This is a genomic window from Thiocapsa sp. (assembly GCF_018399035.1).
Taxonomy (GTDB): domain Bacteria; phylum Pseudomonadota; class Gammaproteobacteria; order Chromatiales; family Chromatiaceae; genus Thiocapsa.
Genome location: NZ_CP073760.1, coordinates 616,314 through 634,631 on the forward strand (window position 1 = coordinate 616,314; position 18,318 = coordinate 634,631).

9 protein-coding genes are annotated in these 18,318 nt (G+C 63.8%); 4 read left to right on the forward strand and 5 right to left on the reverse strand.

Features of this window, described 5'->3' with window-relative positions; translation table 11 throughout:
- Positions 1–1,008: 1,008 nt before the first annotated feature.
- The 4 genes from KFB96_RS02900 to KFB96_RS02915 all read left to right on the forward strand — a co-directional run bounded on the left by KFB96_RS02900 (position 1,009) and on the right by KFB96_RS02915 (position 10,367).
- A complete protein-coding gene (locus tag KFB96_RS02900; RefSeq protein WP_213458874.1) occupies positions 1,009–1,536 on the forward strand; it encodes an NYN domain-containing protein in 528 nt (175 codons plus the stop codon).
- A gap of 29 nt (positions 1,537–1,565) precedes the next feature.
- Positions 1,566–2,213: a hypothetical protein gene (locus tag KFB96_RS02905; RefSeq protein ID WP_213501702.1), complete on the forward strand. Its 648-nt coding sequence runs from the start codon at positions 1,566–1,568 to the stop codon at positions 2,211–2,213.
- Positions 2,213–3,850: a ThiF family adenylyltransferase gene (locus tag KFB96_RS02910; protein WP_213458876.1), complete on the forward strand. Its 1,638-nt coding sequence runs from the start codon at positions 2,213–2,215 to the stop codon at positions 3,848–3,850. Before KFB96_RS02905 ends, KFB96_RS02910 begins: the two co-directional genes overlap by 1 nt.
- A gap of 181 nt (positions 3,851–4,031) precedes the next feature.
- Positions 4,032–10,367: an ATP-binding protein gene (locus tag KFB96_RS02915; RefSeq protein ID WP_213458877.1), complete on the forward strand. Its 6,336-nt coding sequence runs from the start codon at positions 4,032–4,034 to the stop codon at positions 10,365–10,367.
- A 97-nt stretch (positions 10,368–10,464) separates the two neighbouring features.
- On the opposite strand, the gene KFB96_RS02920 is transcribed toward KFB96_RS02915, so the two are convergent.
- From KFB96_RS02920 to KFB96_RS02940, 5 genes are all read right to left on the reverse strand, one after another.
- Positions 10,465–13,230 carry a hypothetical protein gene (locus KFB96_RS02920; RefSeq protein WP_213458878.1) on the reverse strand — a complete coding sequence of 922 codons (2,766 nt, stop codon included), beginning with the start codon at positions 13,228–13,230 and terminating at the stop codon, positions 10,465–10,467.
- A gap of 114 nt (positions 13,231–13,344) precedes the next feature.
- Positions 13,345–15,594: a hypothetical protein gene (locus KFB96_RS02925; protein ID WP_213458879.1), complete on the reverse strand. Its 2,250-nt coding sequence runs from the start codon at positions 15,592–15,594 to the stop codon at positions 13,345–13,347.
- The gene (locus tag KFB96_RS02930) at positions 15,581–16,774 is read right to left on the reverse strand and encodes a hypothetical protein (RefSeq protein ID WP_213501704.1); all 1,194 of its coding nucleotides are present in this window, start codon (positions 16,772–16,774) and stop codon (positions 15,581–15,583) included. The genes KFB96_RS02925 and KFB96_RS02930 overlap by 14 nt, the downstream gene beginning before the upstream one ends.
- Positions 16,775–16,934: 160 nt before the next feature.
- A complete protein-coding gene (locus tag KFB96_RS02935; RefSeq protein WP_213458881.1) occupies positions 16,935–17,840 on the reverse strand; it encodes a hypothetical protein in 906 nt (301 codons plus the stop codon).
- Positions 17,837–18,226, reverse strand: a complete 390-nt coding sequence (locus tag KFB96_RS02940; RefSeq protein WP_213458882.1) for a hypothetical protein — start codon at positions 18,224–18,226, stop codon at positions 17,837–17,839. Before KFB96_RS02940 ends, KFB96_RS02935 begins: the two co-directional genes overlap by 4 nt.
- Positions 18,227–18,318: the final 92 nt, after the last annotated feature.

An 18,318-nucleotide genomic window follows, 5' to 3' on the forward strand; every position in this document is an offset into this window, starting at 1 on the left:
GACTGGGTGTGGTGAGCGACCTTGCGGTGTGATACTTGTGCTGGTGATCAGATCGAACGGCAGCAAAGTCTAACATTGGTAGCGAGACGTGGTCATGTGGCTGTGGAGTTGTTTCGACTTCACCCGTTTAACCTGGGATGGAAGTGCAAGATTGCAGCGCAACGCGGTGCGGCGTACTGCCGATTGATGTTGTGGGCTTTATGTTCTTGGCTAGCTGCTGCGGGACACCGCACGGGAGCGCCTCGCCGTCATCGATTGTGCTTGCCTCGCCGTCGACGATCGGGGGGCGCTCGCAGCGATTGTCTACGCCCAGTTCCGCCACTCTAACTTCCTCCGAAACGTCGGTTACGCAAGCACAGCCCGATGCGCGACAGACGTTCGGCGATGGCGGACACGGCGGCCTCCTGTTCTTGCGACATCTTTCTTGACACCGACGACAACCCTGACCGGCTGCAGCCCGCGCTCGATGCCGGAACCGCTCCGGCGATAGGGTCGTCACACCCACGGTCGCACGATCACCCTGTCAAAACCTGACCACTCGCGGCATCAGTGATGACCAAGACACAAAATTCGCCGCCAGCGCGTGTTGCGTCTGCCAGGAAGGCATGCGGACCAATGGGCACCAAGCGGCAGCAGAAAGCGGACATCAAGCATTTCCCGCCGAGTTTCAAAATCGCCGCCGCGTCCGCGTTGATCAGGTAAGGCCAGGACAAGGCCCCGCCACGGAAGGCGCCCAAGGACGGGCAACCGCATGCAAAACGTGCAGCGATTGAAAATGCCCGAATGCGCCGCGTTGTTTGATCAGAGGGATGCCGCAGCCCCGCGACGACCGGCCTCCAAGCAAGGCCGGAATCCGCCCGCCGCCGAAGGCCCAGCCAGGATGACTGTTCGAATGGATGTTTAAAAGGACCTGTTGGCCTGCGTTGTCTTCATTGTCGGCACATCGACTGACAGCGCGCTAGGAACTCATTTTCATTTTTCATCAATCTGCCGAACGAGGAAGACACCATGATCCGCAAAATCTTCGCCATCGATCTGACCCCTTGCGACATCGTTGCGCGTGAGCGGGGCGCGCATTTCTTTCCGGTACAGGCCGTGCGCGAGCTGATCGCGGGGGACGATGTCGACGTGCTCGAAACCCTGGTCACGCTGGTGGAGCGTGTCGCCGAGGACAATCCGGAAGCCATCGCCAGCAACCAGATGAACTTCACCCGCAAGCAGCACGCGCTCGAGGAAGCCGGCGCGCGGGTGATCCGGGCGCCGGCCAAGCGCATGCCCGACGGCGGCTTCAAGCAGTCCGACGATCAGCGCCTGATCATCGCCACGCTGTCGCTGGCCCTGCGGTTGCGCCCGGAGTTCGTGGTGCTGGCCGCCGCCGACGGCGACTTCGCACCCATGGTCTGGGAGCTGCGCAACGAGGGCATCCGCACCGAGGTGCTGGCCCGCCCGCAGATGCTCGCCAGCGATCTGCGCCGGGCGGCCTATTCGGTGATCGACATCGACGACGTACTCAACACGGTTGGAGGAGCACAGTAATGGGACTCAAGCGCGACGAACTGGGCTTCATGCGTTCCAACGGTTTTGGCCGGATTCGCCGGGATGAGCTCGAGCAGCTGCTCGACATCAACTCATCGGAGTCGGTCTACCGTTCCGGTGTCGACAACGGGGTGCGCACCGGCCAGGTGGTGGTGGACGTCGAGGTCGCGGTGAAGCCCGGCGACACCTTCTCCGCCGGCCCACGCGTGGTCAAGGGAGCCGGTCACGGCTTCACCGGCGGCGGACGCGTGATCAAGGGCGCGGGCTGCGCAGCGCAATCGGCGGCACTCCCGCCCGCGTTGCGCCGTGAGTTCGACGGTCTGCGCCGCGCCGGTTTCGGCGGCGTCGACGCCCCGAAGGCATCGCCCGAGGGCTGGCGTCTGCGCTTGCGTGGGCTGACCCTGCCGGGCGGGGTGCGCACCGATGCGCTGATCGTGCTGCCGAAGACCTACCCGCTGGCCGCGCCGATCGGCTTCTATCTGGCGGAGGGCGCGGAGGCCGCGCAGCTCGACCGCAGCCATCTGTACCAGCGCTCCTACCATGGCGCCCCCGCCCTCGCCGGCGAGGGCTGGCAGTGGTACTGCGGTGTCGCCGATAACTGGCGCCCGGGGCACCACACCTTGGTGTCGTACCTGTGCGTGACCCTGGCCTTCTTCGCGGACGCGGCGGTACGTTGATGAACAAGCAATCGCACAAGCAACCAGAGCTGCGGATTCCGTGGGGCCTGGCCGAACGCATGCAGACGCTGCTGCACCCGCAGCCGTTCCATGAGCGTTTCGCCTTCGCCGCCGCGCGGCCGCTCAAGGCTGGCCATGCACAAACGCAGGCCACGCTGTTGGAGCAGCTCGTCGTGGTCGCCGACGATGACTACGAGCGCACCTCCTCGGCGGGGTTGGCACTGACCGCGGAGGCCTCCGAGCGCATGAACCAATGGGCCGTGCAGCTCGCCGCGAACGGTTGGATCGCCGTGCACCTGCACTCTCATCCGCCGGGGGCGAGCCATTTCAGCGCCACCGACGATGCCGCCGAGTCCCAGCTTGCCGCCTGGCTGTCGGAGCAGGGCGTGGCGCAGTTCTGGAGCCTGGTCTGGCCGCAGGACGGTGCACCGCGGGCGCGGCTGTGGCACCAGGGCGTCGAGCTGCCGGGGCGGGTCGTGCTTGGTCTGGCGCCCGTCGAACCCGCGCTGGGTTCGATGGCGCCGGCGCTGGAGCGCCAACGCGCGTTCGGTCCGGCCCTGCGCCAGGTCGCCGACGAGCTGTCGATCGGCGTGGTCGGCGTCGGTGGGCTCGGCATGCTTGCGGTCGAGCAACTGGCGCGCGCCGGTTTTCGGCGGTTCGTGCTGGTCGATCCGGACCGTATCGAAACCACCAATCTCAACCGCCTGCCCGGCGTGACGCAGCGCGATGTCGGTCGTCCGAAGGTGCAGGTGGGCAAACGGTTGATCCGGCAGATCGCCTCGGCGCTCGGCCGTCGTGCGGAGGTGGTTGCGTTCCCACGGGACGTCTACCTGTCCGGCGCGGCCCAACGCGGGCTGCAGCGATGCGATCTGATCCTGGCACTGACCGACAACGAGCTCAGCCGCACCATGGCGCTGCAGTTGGCATTGGATGCGGGGCGCGATTACCTACAGGCCGGCACCGACATCACGCTGGCCGATGATGGGGCGATCGCGGGCCTGCGTGCCGAGGTCACCGGCGCCGAGACCGGCCGCTACTGCCCGATCTGCAGCGGTCGGCTCTCGCCGGCCCAGGCGGCGGTGGAGGCGCGCGTCTACGCCGGTGGAGAGATCGCCGCGCATGCCCGCGCAGCCGGCTATTTGCCGGATGTAGCAGCGCCGGCGGTGATGGGGCTCAACGCGGTTGCAGCCGGCATGCTCGTCACCGAGATCCAGCGCCGGGCCGCCGGCATCGGCGTGCGCGACCTGCTGCAGCTGGATCTGCAGACGGGCGAGTTCCGTGCCGTCGAGCGCGTGGCGACCGGCCAGGCCTGTGACGTCTGCGGCGCTGAACCCCCAGCAACGCGGACCGATGTGGCGCGGGATCGCGAGGCCGGGGCTACGCCGGAATGTGATCAACAGTCAGCGCAGTCGGCAGTCAACACGACCAGCCCGCACCCTGTAGCCCGTGTAAAGGAGCAGTCGAGCATGAACCGGCGCAAGCAGTCGCAAAAACCAACCCCGCGCTCGCGCGGCCATAACGCCCTGTTACGTGACGTCCGCTTTCGCGGTGGCGGCGGGGCGCATGCGGATCGGCGTCGGGAACAACGCCAGGGGCGCAAAAGGCAAAAAGGACGGCTGCAGGACGACGACCAGTGATGCCAGCGCAGGCTTGGCGCGGCACCAGTCGGACTCCGCTTGTCGGGCACTGTCGCTTGCAATTGGGTCTGGCCCTCAGCGGCGAGGACTCCGACAATGTCACCGCGCACAGCCCCGAACCCGTCTTGACTGGATCAAGCCGCGCGTTCAGCACCAATGACCACGACAGGGAGACAGGTCCATGTCCAACGCGAACGAACGCTGCCCAGTATGTGGCGAAGCAACGCTGCGCTTCTTTCGCAAGGTCGGGAAGTACCGCTGCATAAATGACGACTGCGGGGAGGAGTTTCTCCCCGCTCAGCTGCCGGTGTCGCCGCATGCCGACGCCGAAGGTTTGGACCTCGACAGCCTGCCGTTCCCCATCGCCTATCCGCTGGCCCATGCCGCCGACGCGCGACTCGCCGCTCGCGACCGGGCCGCCAACGCCATCTTCGCCGGCTATCAGGCCATGCGAGCCACCGCGCTGCTGCTGCTCGCGGACTACCTGGCCTGCGACACCGTCTGCCGCCAGCTCCAGGGACCCATTCGCGGCTTGCGCCTGCCGCACTGGTACGACTGGAGCCTGCTCTGCGACCAACTCGCCAAGTTCTGGTCCGGGCGCCTGCAGGAGCGTCCCGAGCGCGCCAGCGCCTTCCCCGACCTGGTCGCCGCCTGGCTCGAGGTCAATCGCCACGGCAAGCTGCCAGCCAACCATCCCTGGTCCGCGTTGTTGGCCGGTCTGCCGGGGCAGCAAGGACCGGCCGCCCAGAGCCTGAACGATGCCCTGTGGAAGGCGCGCAACGACCGCGCCCACCGCGAGGCCACCCGCACCGTGGAGGAGGGCGCCGAGCAGGCGCTGTTGCCACGTCTGCTCGCCGTCTCCGAGGCCATGGTGCAACGGCTGTTCCCGGCCGGTGAATTGACCCTATGGCGCCGGATCGGGACCGACACCGACGCGCCGGCAGCGATTCGCCTGCAAGGCGCCCATGCGGACCTGCGCTTCGCCATCGAGAACGGCCCGGAGGTCGCCGCCCTCGGCTGGGGCGCTAGCGGCCTCCTGGCCAGCACCGCTGCAGTCGATCTGCCGGTCTACCCACTGTTCGTGCCGCTGGACACCGAGGGTGCGGAACAAGGGTTGCCCGGCGGCGGCCTGATCGAGCCCGTGGGCCTGGTAGACGGTATCGGCGCGAAGAAGATCGCCGTGCTCGGCGTGCGCAGCCATTGCGAGCTGCCCGAGTTGGTGGGCCCGATCCAGGCCGGCCTCGCGCTGAAAGAGGTCCAGCTCGGCGTCGATCGCGCACAGACCCAACGCTGGAGCCTGGTGAGTTGGGCTGCGGTCACCGCCGAAGACACCCTGAACGCGCTGCGCGGGCGCAAGTACTTCCCGGAGGCTTATCTGGAGCGAGCCGGCGTCGACGGTCTGCTGAAGCAGGTTCTCGACCAACCCGGCCGCGGCCTGCTGCTGCTCGGCGAGGCCGGCTCCGGCAAGAGCTCACTGCTGGCCCGGCTGGTAGACGGCCTGCTTACCGAGCAACCGGATGGAGACCAGTCACGCGACCAGGCCCAGACCGACGCCTTGGGGTATCTCGCCCGCCGCGGCGCTGGCGATGTGGTGCTGTTCCTCTCCGGCGCCGAGGCCTACAAGGGCGACGCCGCCTGGTCCGGACGCCAGACCCTGTGCGAGGCGGTGCTTCGACGTGCCGGCATCGCCAGCGGTGCATTCACCGACCTCGACGACCTGTGCCGGCATCTGGACGCCACTGCCGCGCAGGATCTCGACGCCGACCGGCGCGTCTGGCTGATCCTGGACGCCCTCAACGAGGCCGACCGCTTCACCGACCTGCTGAAAGCGCTCGACGACTTCCTGCCCGCGCTGGAGCGTCACCCCTGGCTGCGCCTGGTGGTGAGCCTGCGCAGCGGCGCCTACCAGTCCCTCGCCCAGCGCCATCGCGACCTCTTGCAGCACGGCAGCGAGGTGCTGGCCAATGCCCGCTACCTTGCCAGCTTCAGCGACCCGCGCGACAAAGAAGTCCCCTTTCTGGAGCTACGACCCTTCGCCGCTGCCGAGGCGCGTGAAGCGTACGAATTGCACCAGCAACGCCGCCCGGCCCAGAGCTGCCCCGTGCCCTTCGACCGGCTCGAGCCTAGCCTGCGCGAGCTGGTGCGCGCCCCGCTGTACCTGCATCTGTTCCACGAAACTTTCCGCGGTCGCTCCGATCCGCCATCGGATTTGGACGAGGGCCCCTTGCTCGGCGCCTACCTGGACCGACTGCAGGCGGACCTGCCCGGCATCGCCGGACACCTCCAGCGCCTCGGCGCGTTGATGTTCGAGCGTCGTATCCCGTTCCTGCCGGTGGAGGAGGCGGATGCCTGGATCGCCGAGTGGCGCGCCCGCCTGGGCGTCGACAATGCGCTGCGTGTCGTCAAGCTGGACCCGGTGGAAGAACTGGTCGCCGCCTCGCTGCTGATGCGTCCCATCGAAGCCGGCGAGGGCGCCGACCGCTGCGTGGCCGGCTACGGCTTTAGCCAACAGCGCCTGTGCGAGCAGGTACTGCTGCGCGAGCTGCTGCGGCAGATCCACCCCCGTACGCTGCCGATAGCGGACGAGTTGCTCGGCTGGGCGCGGAGCGCGGACGGGGTTAGAGACACCGACTCCGACCATTTCGACGAGCTGACTGGAGCCCTGGAGACTGTCACCGCGGCACTGGCTGAACAGGGGCGCGGCGATGTCTTGACCGTGCTGCTGGAGCTCGAAGGTGACGCCGTGCGTACCCGGCTGCTCGGCAGTGCGCTGAAGGCCCTGGGACCGGTCTTTCGATCCGATGGCACCACCGTCCAAGCCAGCCTCGCAGCGCTGACGGAGCGAGCTTGCTCGGAATCGCGGCTGGGTGAACGATTCATTTACTCGGTTTCCGATGCTTCAGTCTGGCTGCTCACGCACGGATTCAGCCCTGTAACCGCGAAGGTCTGGGAGAGCTGTTTGAGGGTTGCGCGGACACTGATCGCGCGTGAGCCGTTACGCGCGGAACTGTGGCAGGCGGTCCTGGGGTGGACACTAACCGGCCTCGGCGAATTGGCGCGGATCACGGGCGAGGGGGAACGAGCTCGGAAACACTATGAGGAGTCACTGGACCTGCTCCGCGCCCTGGTCGCGCAGGACCCGCGATGCCCGGAGCTGAGGCAGAACCTGATGGGTGGTCTCGGGATGGCCCTGCACGAGCTGGGCACCCTGGCGGAGGACACCGGCGACAGCGCCGGAGCCATGAAGCTCTGGGATGAGTCGGTGAAGGTTTTTCGAGGCCTGGTGAATCAAGAGCCGGAGCGCTCCAATTGGCGGGGCAGCTTGTCAAGCTCGCTGAGAAGTCTCGGCACTTTGGCTCGGGCCATGGGCGACGCGGGAGCAGCAAGGGTGCATCTCGAGGAGTCACTCAAGATTGCTCGCGCCCTGGTAGTGCAGGAGGCGGGATGCACGGACCAAAGGCGGGATCTGGCGATGGCGCTGGTTCGCCTCGGCCAGTTGATGCAGACCGAGGCCGACACGGCCGGCGCGCGGGGTTACGTCAAGGAGTCCCTGGAGATCCTGCGGGACCTCGTGGCGTTGGAGCCGGGGCGATCCGACCTCAGACGGAACCTGGCGGTATCGCTTGACGAACTCGGTGACCTGGCAACGGATACGGGCGGCGTGGCTGGACCTCAGAAACACCACGAGGAGTCACTGCAGATCCGGCGTGCCCTGGTGGCGCAGGAGCCCGAGCGCTTGGACCTGACGAGGGAACTCGCGAGGTCGCTGATCCTCCTCGGTCAGTTGGCACAGGTAACGGGAGACTTATTGTGTGCAAGGGACTGCCTCGAGGAGTCGCTGGCGCTCCTTCGCGCCCTAGTGGTGCACGAGCCGCAGCGCACGTCCATGAGGCACGAACTGGCGGTTTCGCTGCACGCCCTCGGCAGGCTAGCGAAAGATTCGGGGGACTCGGTTGGCGCTCGGAGGTATTTTGAAGAGTCGTTGGAAATCGACCGCGCTATGGTCGCACGGGAGCCGGCGCGGACGGACCTAAGCCAAGCGCTGGCGGCGTCGCTGGACGTGCTCGGCCGGTTGTCTCTGGCTACCGATGACCAGGCAGGTGCCCGCGGTTATCACGAAGAGTCGTATGAGATCATGCGCGCCTTGGTGACGCAGGCACCCGAGCGTTCGGATCTGAGGCGAGACCTGGCTGCCGTCAAGAACAACCTCGGCGAGCTGGCGTATGCGGACGGCGACGCCGTGAGTGCGCGGTGCTACCTTGAGGAGTCGCTGGCGATGCTGCGAGATCTGGTTGCACGGAAGCCAGGGAGCCTGGACCTTAGACAGAGGCTGGCGTGCACGCTTCGTAACCTCGCCAGCCTGGCCGAAGGCGAGTTCGACAATTCTGAAGCCCGGAAACGCTATCAGGAGTCGCTGCAGATATGGCATACCTTGGTCGAACAGGAGCCGGAGCGCACGGACCTGAGGCACGAACTGGCGGAGGCGCTGATCGGCCACAGCCGGCTGGCGCGGAACACGGGCGATGAAGCGCGAGCACGCGGCTATCTAGAAGAGGCGTTGAAGATCATGCGCGCTCTGGTCGCACAGGAGCCGGAGCGCTGGGACCTGAGAGATCAGCTGGCGAAATCGTTGGAGAAGCTCGGTGACCTGGCGAAGGCCACGGGCGACTTGGCTGGTGCGCAGGTTTACTGCGAGGAGTCGTTGGAGATCCGGCGCGCGCTGGTCGCACAGGAGCCGGAGCGCTGGGACCTGAGAGATCGTTTGGCGGAATCGCTCAGCAGTCTCGGTAAACTGGCGAAGGAGACGGGCGACGGGTCTGGTGCGCGAGTTTACTACGAGGAGTCACTGGAGATCCGGCGCGCCCTGGTCGAGCGAGAGCCGGAGCGCTTAGACCTCAGGCGGAACCTGGCGAGGACACTGGAACTCTTTGGCGATCTGGCGGCGGCCACTGGCGACGCGACGGGCGTCTGGTGCTATTTAGACGAGTCGCTTGAGATCCAGCGTGCCTTGGTGGCGCAGGAGCCGGAACGCTCGGACCTGAAGTATGAGCTAGCCAGTTCTTTACGCATGCGCTACTTGTCGGCGAGACTCGCGGCCGACGAGGCAGGCACCGGGGGCTTCATCGAGGAATCGATTCGGATCCTGCGATCCCTGGAAGCGCAGGCACCAGACCGCGCGAACCTCAGGAGGGATCTGGCGGGGGCGCTGATAGATCACGGCGAGTTGGCGCGTAACGCGGGCGACGAAGCGCAAGCGCGCGGCGTCCTAGAAGAGGCGTTGAAGATCATGCGCGCTCTGGTCGCACAGGAGCCGGAGCGCTGGGACCTGAGAGATCAGTTGGCGAAGTCGCTCAGCAGTCTCGGTAAACTGGCGAAGGAGACGGGCGACTCGACGGCCGCGCGGATTTACTTCGAGGAGTCGCTGAAAATTCGGCGCGCCATTGTCGTACAGAGGCCGGGGTGGGAAACCCTGTGGCAGGGCCTCGCGATGACACTGGTCGACCTGCACCAGTTGGCGGGGGATGCGGGCGATTGGACGGGTGCGAAGGGCTACTTGGAAGAGTCGTTCGAGGTCCGGCGCGCACTGTTGGCAAACAAGCCAGGGCGCTCGGACCTGAAACGGGATCTGTCAAAGAACCTAGGCATTTTCGGCGCCATCGAGCAGGCATTGGGCGACGCTGCGGGTGCGCGAGCTTACTTCGAGGAGTTGCTGGAGATTCTGCGTGCCCTGGTGGCGCAGGATCCGGAGCGCTCGGACCTCAGATCGCGCCTAGCAAAGTTGCTGGTTAACCTCGGCAGTCTGGCGGAAGACGCGGGCGATGAGTCGGGTGCGCGGGGCTGCTACGAAGAGTCGCTGGAGATCCTACGCGCCCTAGTCGCGATGGAGCCGGATCAATCGGATCTAAAGCGGACCTTGGCGGTGGCGCTGAACAACGTCGGTCAGTTGGCGCTAGCTGCCGGGGACGAGGCGGGGGCGCAGGGCTACTTCCAAGAGTCGCTGCAGAGCTTACGTACGCTCGTAACGCCAAAGCCGGAGCACTCTGAACTGAGGCAGGATCTGTCGGCATCCGCGAACAACCTCGGCCGGTCAGGGCGGACCGCGGCCAACGCGGCGGGCGCACGAGGCTCCTTCGAGGAGTCACTGGAGGTCATGCGGGCGCTGGCAGTGCAGGAACCGGAGCGCTTGGATCTCCGAAAGAGCCTGGCGAAGTCGCTGTTCAATCTCGGCAGTCTGGCGCAAGCCGCCGGAGATGAGGCGGTGGCCCTATGCTACTTCGAGGAGTCACTCAAGCTCCTGCACGCCCTGGTGGCCCAGTATCCGAAGCGGGCAGACATTCGGATTATCCTGGCGAAAGGTTACTGGAATTGCTATGAACTCGCCGCGCCAAGCGAAAAGCGCGAATGCCTGAAACAGGTGCTTGAGACGTTACATCCGCTGCGCGAGCGGAAGAGTGCGTATGTCGAACTTGGTGAACTCTGGCATCGCACGGAAAAGGCATTGCGAGACCTCGCTTGAGGGTAGCCGGTCCTGACGACTTACGCTCGGCGAAAACCAGGTCTTGCCATGTCTCCGACCCATCCCAGGCCGGCCTTACGGCTGCGTCAAACACCCCTCATCTAAAATTGAACGGCAGCACGGCGCGCAATAGATCCAACGGGTCAGTGGGCTGCGTCAGCGCGCTTCGGAGGAGGCGGATCCGCTCTTTGGCTAGTGGCAGTTCCTCTGTCAGATCATTCAGCACTGGCTCCGCCGCCTCCCAGGGTTCTCCCCATCCGGCGGCGATGGTGCGGCAACAGGCGCCGATGAGACGCACCACTGGTCCGCTCTCTTCGGTAAAGGCCAGCAGGGCACCGGCGATGGCAAGCTCCCTGGCCGCTTCCGCGTCTTCGGGGTAAAGCAGCAGGCCGCGGTAGAGCTGAATAAGCGGCCAGGGATGACCTTCCGCCTGATCCCACGCCGCCCGTTGCGCCAGATACTGTTGGGCCATGCTCGGATCTGGCCTGTGGACGAGCCAGCGTAAGGCCAGGTGATGGGCGTATTTGTCCGCCGTGGCCACCGAAGCGGCCAATGTCTTCAGGGCAGCGGGCATCGGCCCGGTGACGGACTCCACGGCCGCGCACACGCTCAACGCATCTTGGGCTGGGTCGTCCATAAGGGCAATGGCGCGATAGGTCTGGGTCTGACCGATCTCCCGGCGGGCCGCTTCTTGGTCGGAGAGTCGTTGAAAACTCTCCAACGCCTCGTCGAAGTAGGGGATGGCACCGGCGGGATCGTTCAGGAAGGCGATATGCTGACCGATGCTGGAACGAACCTGCCCCCAATAGCGTAAGCCGGCGGTCGCCTTTGGCGAACTGACTCCGCCGGACGCTTGCATTGAGGCGCCGATTGGATTCTGCATGAGTCCATGAAGGCCATTGAACGTCGTCGCCGATGGATTCCAACGTTGTAACGCCCGCTTGGCTTGCGCGAAGTCGTAGGAGTTCGTTGCCGTCACCGCCAGATTGAGTTCGGCACGACAGACAAGCCGCGCATCCTCGTCCACCAGTTGATCCGCGAGTGCTCGCATCTCCTCGATCCAGGGTTGTTCGGTCTGCCCGAGGTGGTTGGAGCGCCCCAACTGGGCGGTGAGCCAAAGCAACCTCAAGGTTGACGGCAATGCCTGGTCGACCGATTTCCAGCGATCGAGCCAGATGACCTGCTGGCCGAGCACGGGAAGATCCAGGCTTCGGCTGTCGAAATGTCCCGTGACATGTTCGAGATAGCGCCGCCACAAAGCCGGATCGTCCTGCGCCGCATGGCCGAGCCGTTCGAGCAGCGTATTGACCAGGCTGCTTGGTTGCCCGGCATCCGGATGGGACAAGAGGGCGGTCCAATCGCGACCGTCGAGCGAACGGCTCCGGTGCATCCATTCCAACGCACGACCCAAGATCTCCGCGTCGCCATCGAGCAGGCAGGTGCCGGCAAGACCCGACGCCTTGAGGCAGGCACGCGAATGCTCGGACGCGCGCGATGAGATGAAGGCCAAGGCGTCCACGTAGCCGTTATAGGGCGAATCCTGTTTCGTGATGGTGCGGATCTTCAGCTCGATCAACCGAGCGCGCTCGGGATAGGCCTCCGCAAGGCGCAGGCGTGCCTGCTCGGCGACCGCGGGCCACTGGGTTCCGCCCTTGAAGTCGGCACCGCGCTGCTCGATCAGCACCTCCAAGCGGGTGGCACCATCCACCGGCATCAGACGAAGCACCAAATCGAGCAGACGGATCACTCCGAAGGCCCAGCGCTCGCCGGGTGCTTCCGGCAGTTGTTGCACCGTGATGCCGAGAACACCAACCGGGACATCGAGTATGGCCTGGACGACACGGTCGATCTCCCCGATGCTTTGATCGACAGCGTGCCAGCCCGGCGGAAGCGGAGCGAGACGCGCGCCTTGCTTCGGCAAAAGAAGTCCGACGAATCGGCCAAGCGCGCGATCCGTGTCAGCAAGGTGATTCGCCTCGGGACCAAATGAACTTCCAGTTTCGTCGATCAGCAGTTGCCAGTCAGGCTGCTGGGACAATGCACGCAAGTCGTGAGGGTGCAGCTCCTGCAGGGATTCCTGGGGGAGCTCGGTTCTGCCAAGCACTGGCAGCGGCTTGTTCGCATCCTGTCTGGCACTTTTGGGGGCGCGAATGCTGGAAATCGGCTGTCCCTGGCGTTTGCGTTGCGCCGCCTCCGATCCGCGAGCGGCGGCAGTAGCGCCTTTCTCCGCATTGAACCGCGCTTTGCTGGCCAAGTCCGGACGGCGTTCGCTGATCTCTTCGAACGCTTCAATGAAGCCTTTTGCCTCTCGATAAGAAGGGCCAGAACGTTTACCGATGGCGTAGAACTTTCCCAGCAAAGCCTTATCGTGGCGGCCAAGCGCAATTGCCTCATCGATCTTGGCTTGGCAGGCACTATCGAGCGCCAAGCAGGCCGTCGTCAGGCGTTTGCGTTCAATTGCGTCCTCGCTCTCAGGTGACGAGCAAAAGCAACGCAGCTGATTCAACGACATCTCCAGCTCCGACGGGGTCGAGATCTTCTGCGCTCTTTCGACGGCGAATCCCCATTGTTTCTTCTTTGCGTTGAAATCCTGAGTGACCTCTACTTCCAAGACCGTCCAAGGTTTGACGCTGTCGTCTTTCGCCCACTCTCCGAGCACTTTCACGTGGAAAAAGACGTTATCGGGAAAAGCCGGGTGATTCAGAAATCCGAATGCCGATCCCGTTTTGTACCCTGGGCTGACCATCATCCGCCAACGGGCCCCATGAAGTTCCCGTGAAATCTCTTCCCGACGCGTTTTTTCCTCTAAGTCTTTAATACAAAAAGACACTAATTGTGCTTCGCAAATCTCGGGATCAGTCATTGGGATCCTTCTCGTCAAGCGGGCTTTTTATTCACTGCGTACGAAACGGTGTTTACGGGTCTTTTTTGGACCGATGTCATGGACTGCACAGAAGCGTGCAGTCTCAGCGCGCACTTACAACGGCAGCAACCCAGAGCTAACCAGTTGCTCCGGAGCGACTGCCTGCTCACCCCCTAACACGGCGTGTTCGTAGCGCATACGCTCGTTGGTCAACTGCACCCAATCCGTCAGCACGCCACCCCCAAGCCAGCCAGGAAAGATGCATGGCGTCTCTGTCGAGCGCTGGGCCTGCACCCGTTGGAGCATGCTGGCTACCGCCGCACGCCTGCCCAGTAAGGCACTGAAGGCCGCCAGTTCCAAGAAATAGCGATCTTGTTCCATGGCCGCGACGATGGTGTCCCATGATGGCAGCGAGGTTGGTAGGTCGATGCCGTCGCGGAGGCATAGGTGCAAGAAGGCAAAGATGAAGCCGGGCGGTCCGGGATCATCCGTGAACAACCTTTCCGCCAGCAGCGTGCGGAAGCCCAGGAGAAAACGGCAGGCGTCGGCATTGCCTGTTCGCCAGGCCCAGGCAGCGTACGCCCGCAGCAGGTAGACGGGGTCTTCGTTGCCTGGGCCAAGACCCTGCTGCTGGATGTTTGCTGCCGCAAGACTGATCTGCGCCTCGGTGGCCAGCGGGCTCGCGTCAACAGGGTCGCACCAAGCGCTGGCATAGAGAAGCCATGCGAGTTCGCGATGCCCATCACCGCCAAAACGGATGCTGTCCTGCCGTTTCTTCCGAAAAAATGCGACCGCGCGCTGCGGCTGCCCTTGTCGGAGGGCGATGCGCGCTGCGCGATCCTGCAGCTTATGGCGTTCCCAGTCGGATTCCTCGGTGCCTCGGTTCGCGAGGCAGTCATCTAACTGCTGATGCAAAGCCGCCGCGGGGTCGGGCAGGTTGACGTCGACCAGCAGCCCGATCAAATGTCCGACCAGACCGGCCGCTCGCGTGCACAAGTCAGCTGGCTGAAGTTCTGAAAGGCCTTTTGCGACGTCTCGCAGCGCCACCGCGTAGCGACCCTGTCGGTAGGCAATCTTGGACCAGTAGTGATACACCGGAGCGGGCATCACAACCGCGGCTCGCTCAAGCGTGCGACGATACTGCTCCAACTCGTCGAGTCTGCGCTGATCGTAGGCCTCGGCGAACAGCGCCTCCAGCGCTTTGCTCCAGGCCTGGGACAGGAGCCAGCATTGCTCCTTCTGGCGTTCAAGTTGCCCAAGTAGCCATTTCTCTGCCTCCGCATCAAACCGGCCAACCTGCAATAGCTGCCGCAAGACGTTCTCTGCCGTTTCCAGGGGAAGCTCTGACTGAAAACAGCGAAGTGTTAATCGATTGATCAGGACGCCGAGCGCGTCTGCGTCGCTGTCGCGTGCCGCCGCGGCCAAGGCCTCATCATCGTATTCTTTCAGCCGGATTTCGCGGCTCATGCGCAAATCTGCTCTGCCAACCACTTGCATCAGGCGAGCGCCACGCCCCGAGTCCGAGGCTTGTTGCAGGTCGAGGAGAATGTCGCCGACCTGCTCCCCAGCTTGCCAGGCGAGAAGGAAGCCGGCGATAAAGCGCCCGGCCGCTTCCGGACACGGACGACCGAGCGGTGCCAGCACCGTCCGCGCGCCGGCCGCGAGCAACCGGTGCGCATCCCAGACGAGGTTTCCGTCATCATTGCCGCAGGCCATGAGGATCACCAGCGGCGGTAAGCCGCGCTGGGTGGGCAAGGCCCAGCTGCAACCATCGGGCAATCGCAATGGGCTTTCCGCCGAAGACTCGGTGCCGTGCGCAACCACGATCAGGGCGCCAAGCGCTGAAACATCGGCCTTGTTGAGGAAATAATCGACGGCCGCGTGTCCGTCAATAATTTGCGCGACCCCGCTTGGCACCATGTGTGTTGGCTGGATCGGCTCGTCGGCGGACAGCAAGTTCAGGATGACGATCGGCCGTTGCGGATGGGTCGGCGGCAGCGGTGTTGTCTCGACCGGTGCAGAACGCTCCACCAACAATTGGCCAAAGACTGGCTGCCCGTCGAAGGACATCCATTCGTAGGGGCAGCATTGCCAAATCGCGTCGAGCGATCCACTGAGATGAAGACACAGGCGATGACCGGTGCGAAGCACGTCGGCGATGCGCTCGGCCAGCGGCTCTGCGAGGCCGTGACGCAGGCTCAACCGCTGACGACGATCACGCAACTCGCGAACAGTGCGAGATCCATCGAACGGGCAGGGAGTCGCTAAATCCAGGAAGTCGGTGCGTGCGGGTGTCCACCAGCACACGCCACGCCCTTCCGGCCAAATCCAGGCATGTTGAATGTCGTCATCAATGCGGATCACTGACCTTCCCCAACGCCATGGAGAATCGAACCTGATCGTCTTCATCGCGAATAAAGAACGTCAAGGCCTGATCGGCGCCGGCAAAGAGATCCGTTTCCGGCGCAGCCTGGGTCAGCAACGCTTGCTGTCTGACACGAGCACCGAGTGCGAGGCCAACACGCAGAGGTGCCGTTTGCGCCAGCACAAGGTGGAGTTGAACCGCGTCTCCTTCGGTTGATGGCAGCAATCGAAGTTCGACCATCTCCCCGATGCGATGCACTTGCTCTGCGCCGGCGGCCACGGCAGCCTCGTCGCCGAGTGTGGCCGCCGTGACCGGTGTAAGCGTAATGCCGGCGGTCTCTGCTGCGGTCCTCAAACCCGTCATCACACTTTCCCACCAGGACGAAGCTTGACGCGCAGCGAGGTGCTCGAGCGCCTTCCTTGCCATGGTGCGCACGAAACCGGCCGCCTCGAAATACAGTTCCTGATAGCGCCACCTTGGATCGGCGCCGTCTCCCAAGGGACTGCCGGTCAGCACCAGATGGTCACCCGAGGTGGTTCGCTGGACCAATGTTCCCGGGGCTGCGTCACTGGCATCTGGCTGTGCCCCGCCCAAATCTTGGGCGAGTTCGCGCACCGTCGCCAGACGCTCGGGCGAAAGCTGCCCCAAAGGCGCACTGATCGCATCGACATAGAGATGAACAGGGTTCCAAGTCTGGACCATGGCCGCAAGAGGATCATAGGTTTGATCCGTCTCTTCAAGCAGCAAATCCCAGTGCCCGGCATAGTCCGTTTCGCTCGACATCAACCAGCCGTACCAGATGTCCGGATGCTCGGTCGGCTCCGATAGCAGCACGACGAAAGGATGTGCGATGTCCCATCCCAATGGGCCATCCGGACCGACCGCCTGATCGATGCGCACGATGAGTCCCGGTAGCGGAGCAGGCGACAAGTTCCGATCCTGCACGGCGACACGCTGCCTGACCATCTCTGCGAGGTGATTCGGCAGTGCTACAGGGACGACGACGGCCGAGGTATCGGCAGAGACATCCGCTTCGTCCAAGGCTTGCCGATGGGTTTGAATGCCTTCGTCGGCTGCCAGTGACGTTCGTTCTTCGGAGGTAAGCGCGGGATCATCGTCCAGAAAACGTTGGACCAAGCGTAGGGATGGATCGAAGAGACTCGCTTCGATAACGGTCAACGGGGGGGTTAGTTCGCGCACGGTAAAGGCTCCTCGCCCTGTGCACCGGTCGAGTCTGTTGGATACGGACTCTCTGCATGCGTGTCGGCGATGGGTAACGGATATACAGCCATTTCGGATTGCTCAGGCGAGTCCGGCCTGCACTCGCCGAACGCCACGATCAACATGGCTCCTGACTCTTCAACGCAACCAGGCACAACACTTTTAAAGCCAGAGAGATTTCCAGGAGATGATCTGGATCGATCTTGATCCCCAGGCTGATCAACCACTGGCCGCGGTAGCTGCTGCAAAAAGCTGCGAGCGCAGCGTCCTGTCGCAGCGGTACGGTTACGCCAAGCTTGACCGCACGGTGATGATAGGAAGGAATGTTGTACTTGCGTGCGAGGGTGCTCAGAGCGACGGCGTCCGCCTGCTCAGGGCACAGATGGCAGCGCAGATAGAGCTGAATCCAGTCGCTTTGTTTCGCTAGGTGCGACCATCTTCCCTGGCCTCCCAAAAAGGCCTGCGCCTCGCGCACCACTTCATCTAGATCGACGCCGATAAACTGGGCAACGACAGCACGCGTCTCCGATGGCTGCCCGCCTTTATCGGCATCTGGTAACTGCGGATCCAGCTGAGCGACGATCCAGTCCTCAAGGTGTTGGCGTGAAAAGCTGTCGTCGCCTGAGTCCGCGTTTGCCGATTGATCAAGACCCGCTTTGTCAATCTGGTCAGATGACGCCGCGACACTATCAGCATCACTCGGGGTTGCGACACGGCGTTTGCGATATGGATCCCGCAGCAGACTGAGCAAAAACCGTTTGTAGTAAACCATGAGCGCACCGGCATGATCGATCTCGCTGTTGTGGTCCCCTAGCGCGAACACCTTGTCTTCGAAAAAGTCTTGGATGGCTTCCTCCGGCGTCACCGATAACTGCCCGAGCAGTTCGCCGAATTTCGGCTTCAGGACACTGTGGACAATCGAGTACAAGGCTTCCCATTCCCGCTGTGACAGGGTTGCACGTCGTCTCCATAGATCGCGAAGGCGTTCGTCCGTTTCCAGAGTTTGGTTCGCGACACTGGTCACGAGGTTGTCTCCTGCTTGCGCTTCCAGTCCGCGATGTCAAGACGGGTAGGTTGATCGAGAATTCCCAGTTCTATGAGATCTGCGAGGGACAATGCTTCAACGCGAGGGCAAAGGTAGCTGTCGCGCGCGTCCTCACGGCGACGCTTGAGGAAGCATCGGTCACGAGGCAGGAAGAAGAACTCAGGATGCTGCTTCGTCGTCGACGGAAGCACGTAGAGGCGGGGTCCGACGAGCGCCCACGATACGACAACGCGCCATTCCACGGGATTGCGTCGATTGCTACCGAACACCAACGCTGATTGCCGCGCAAGATAGCACTTGCCCTGCGCGAATTCCGCCTGAGGCGGAGACGACTGGTGCTTGGGCCGCCGCTGATAGAGGTGCATCGAGAGCCTCCATGGACCTTGTTATCGGGATCTGAAGCGTGTCCCTGGTATTTCCACGAATATCTTACCGCCGTCATGTGTCGAGATCAGAA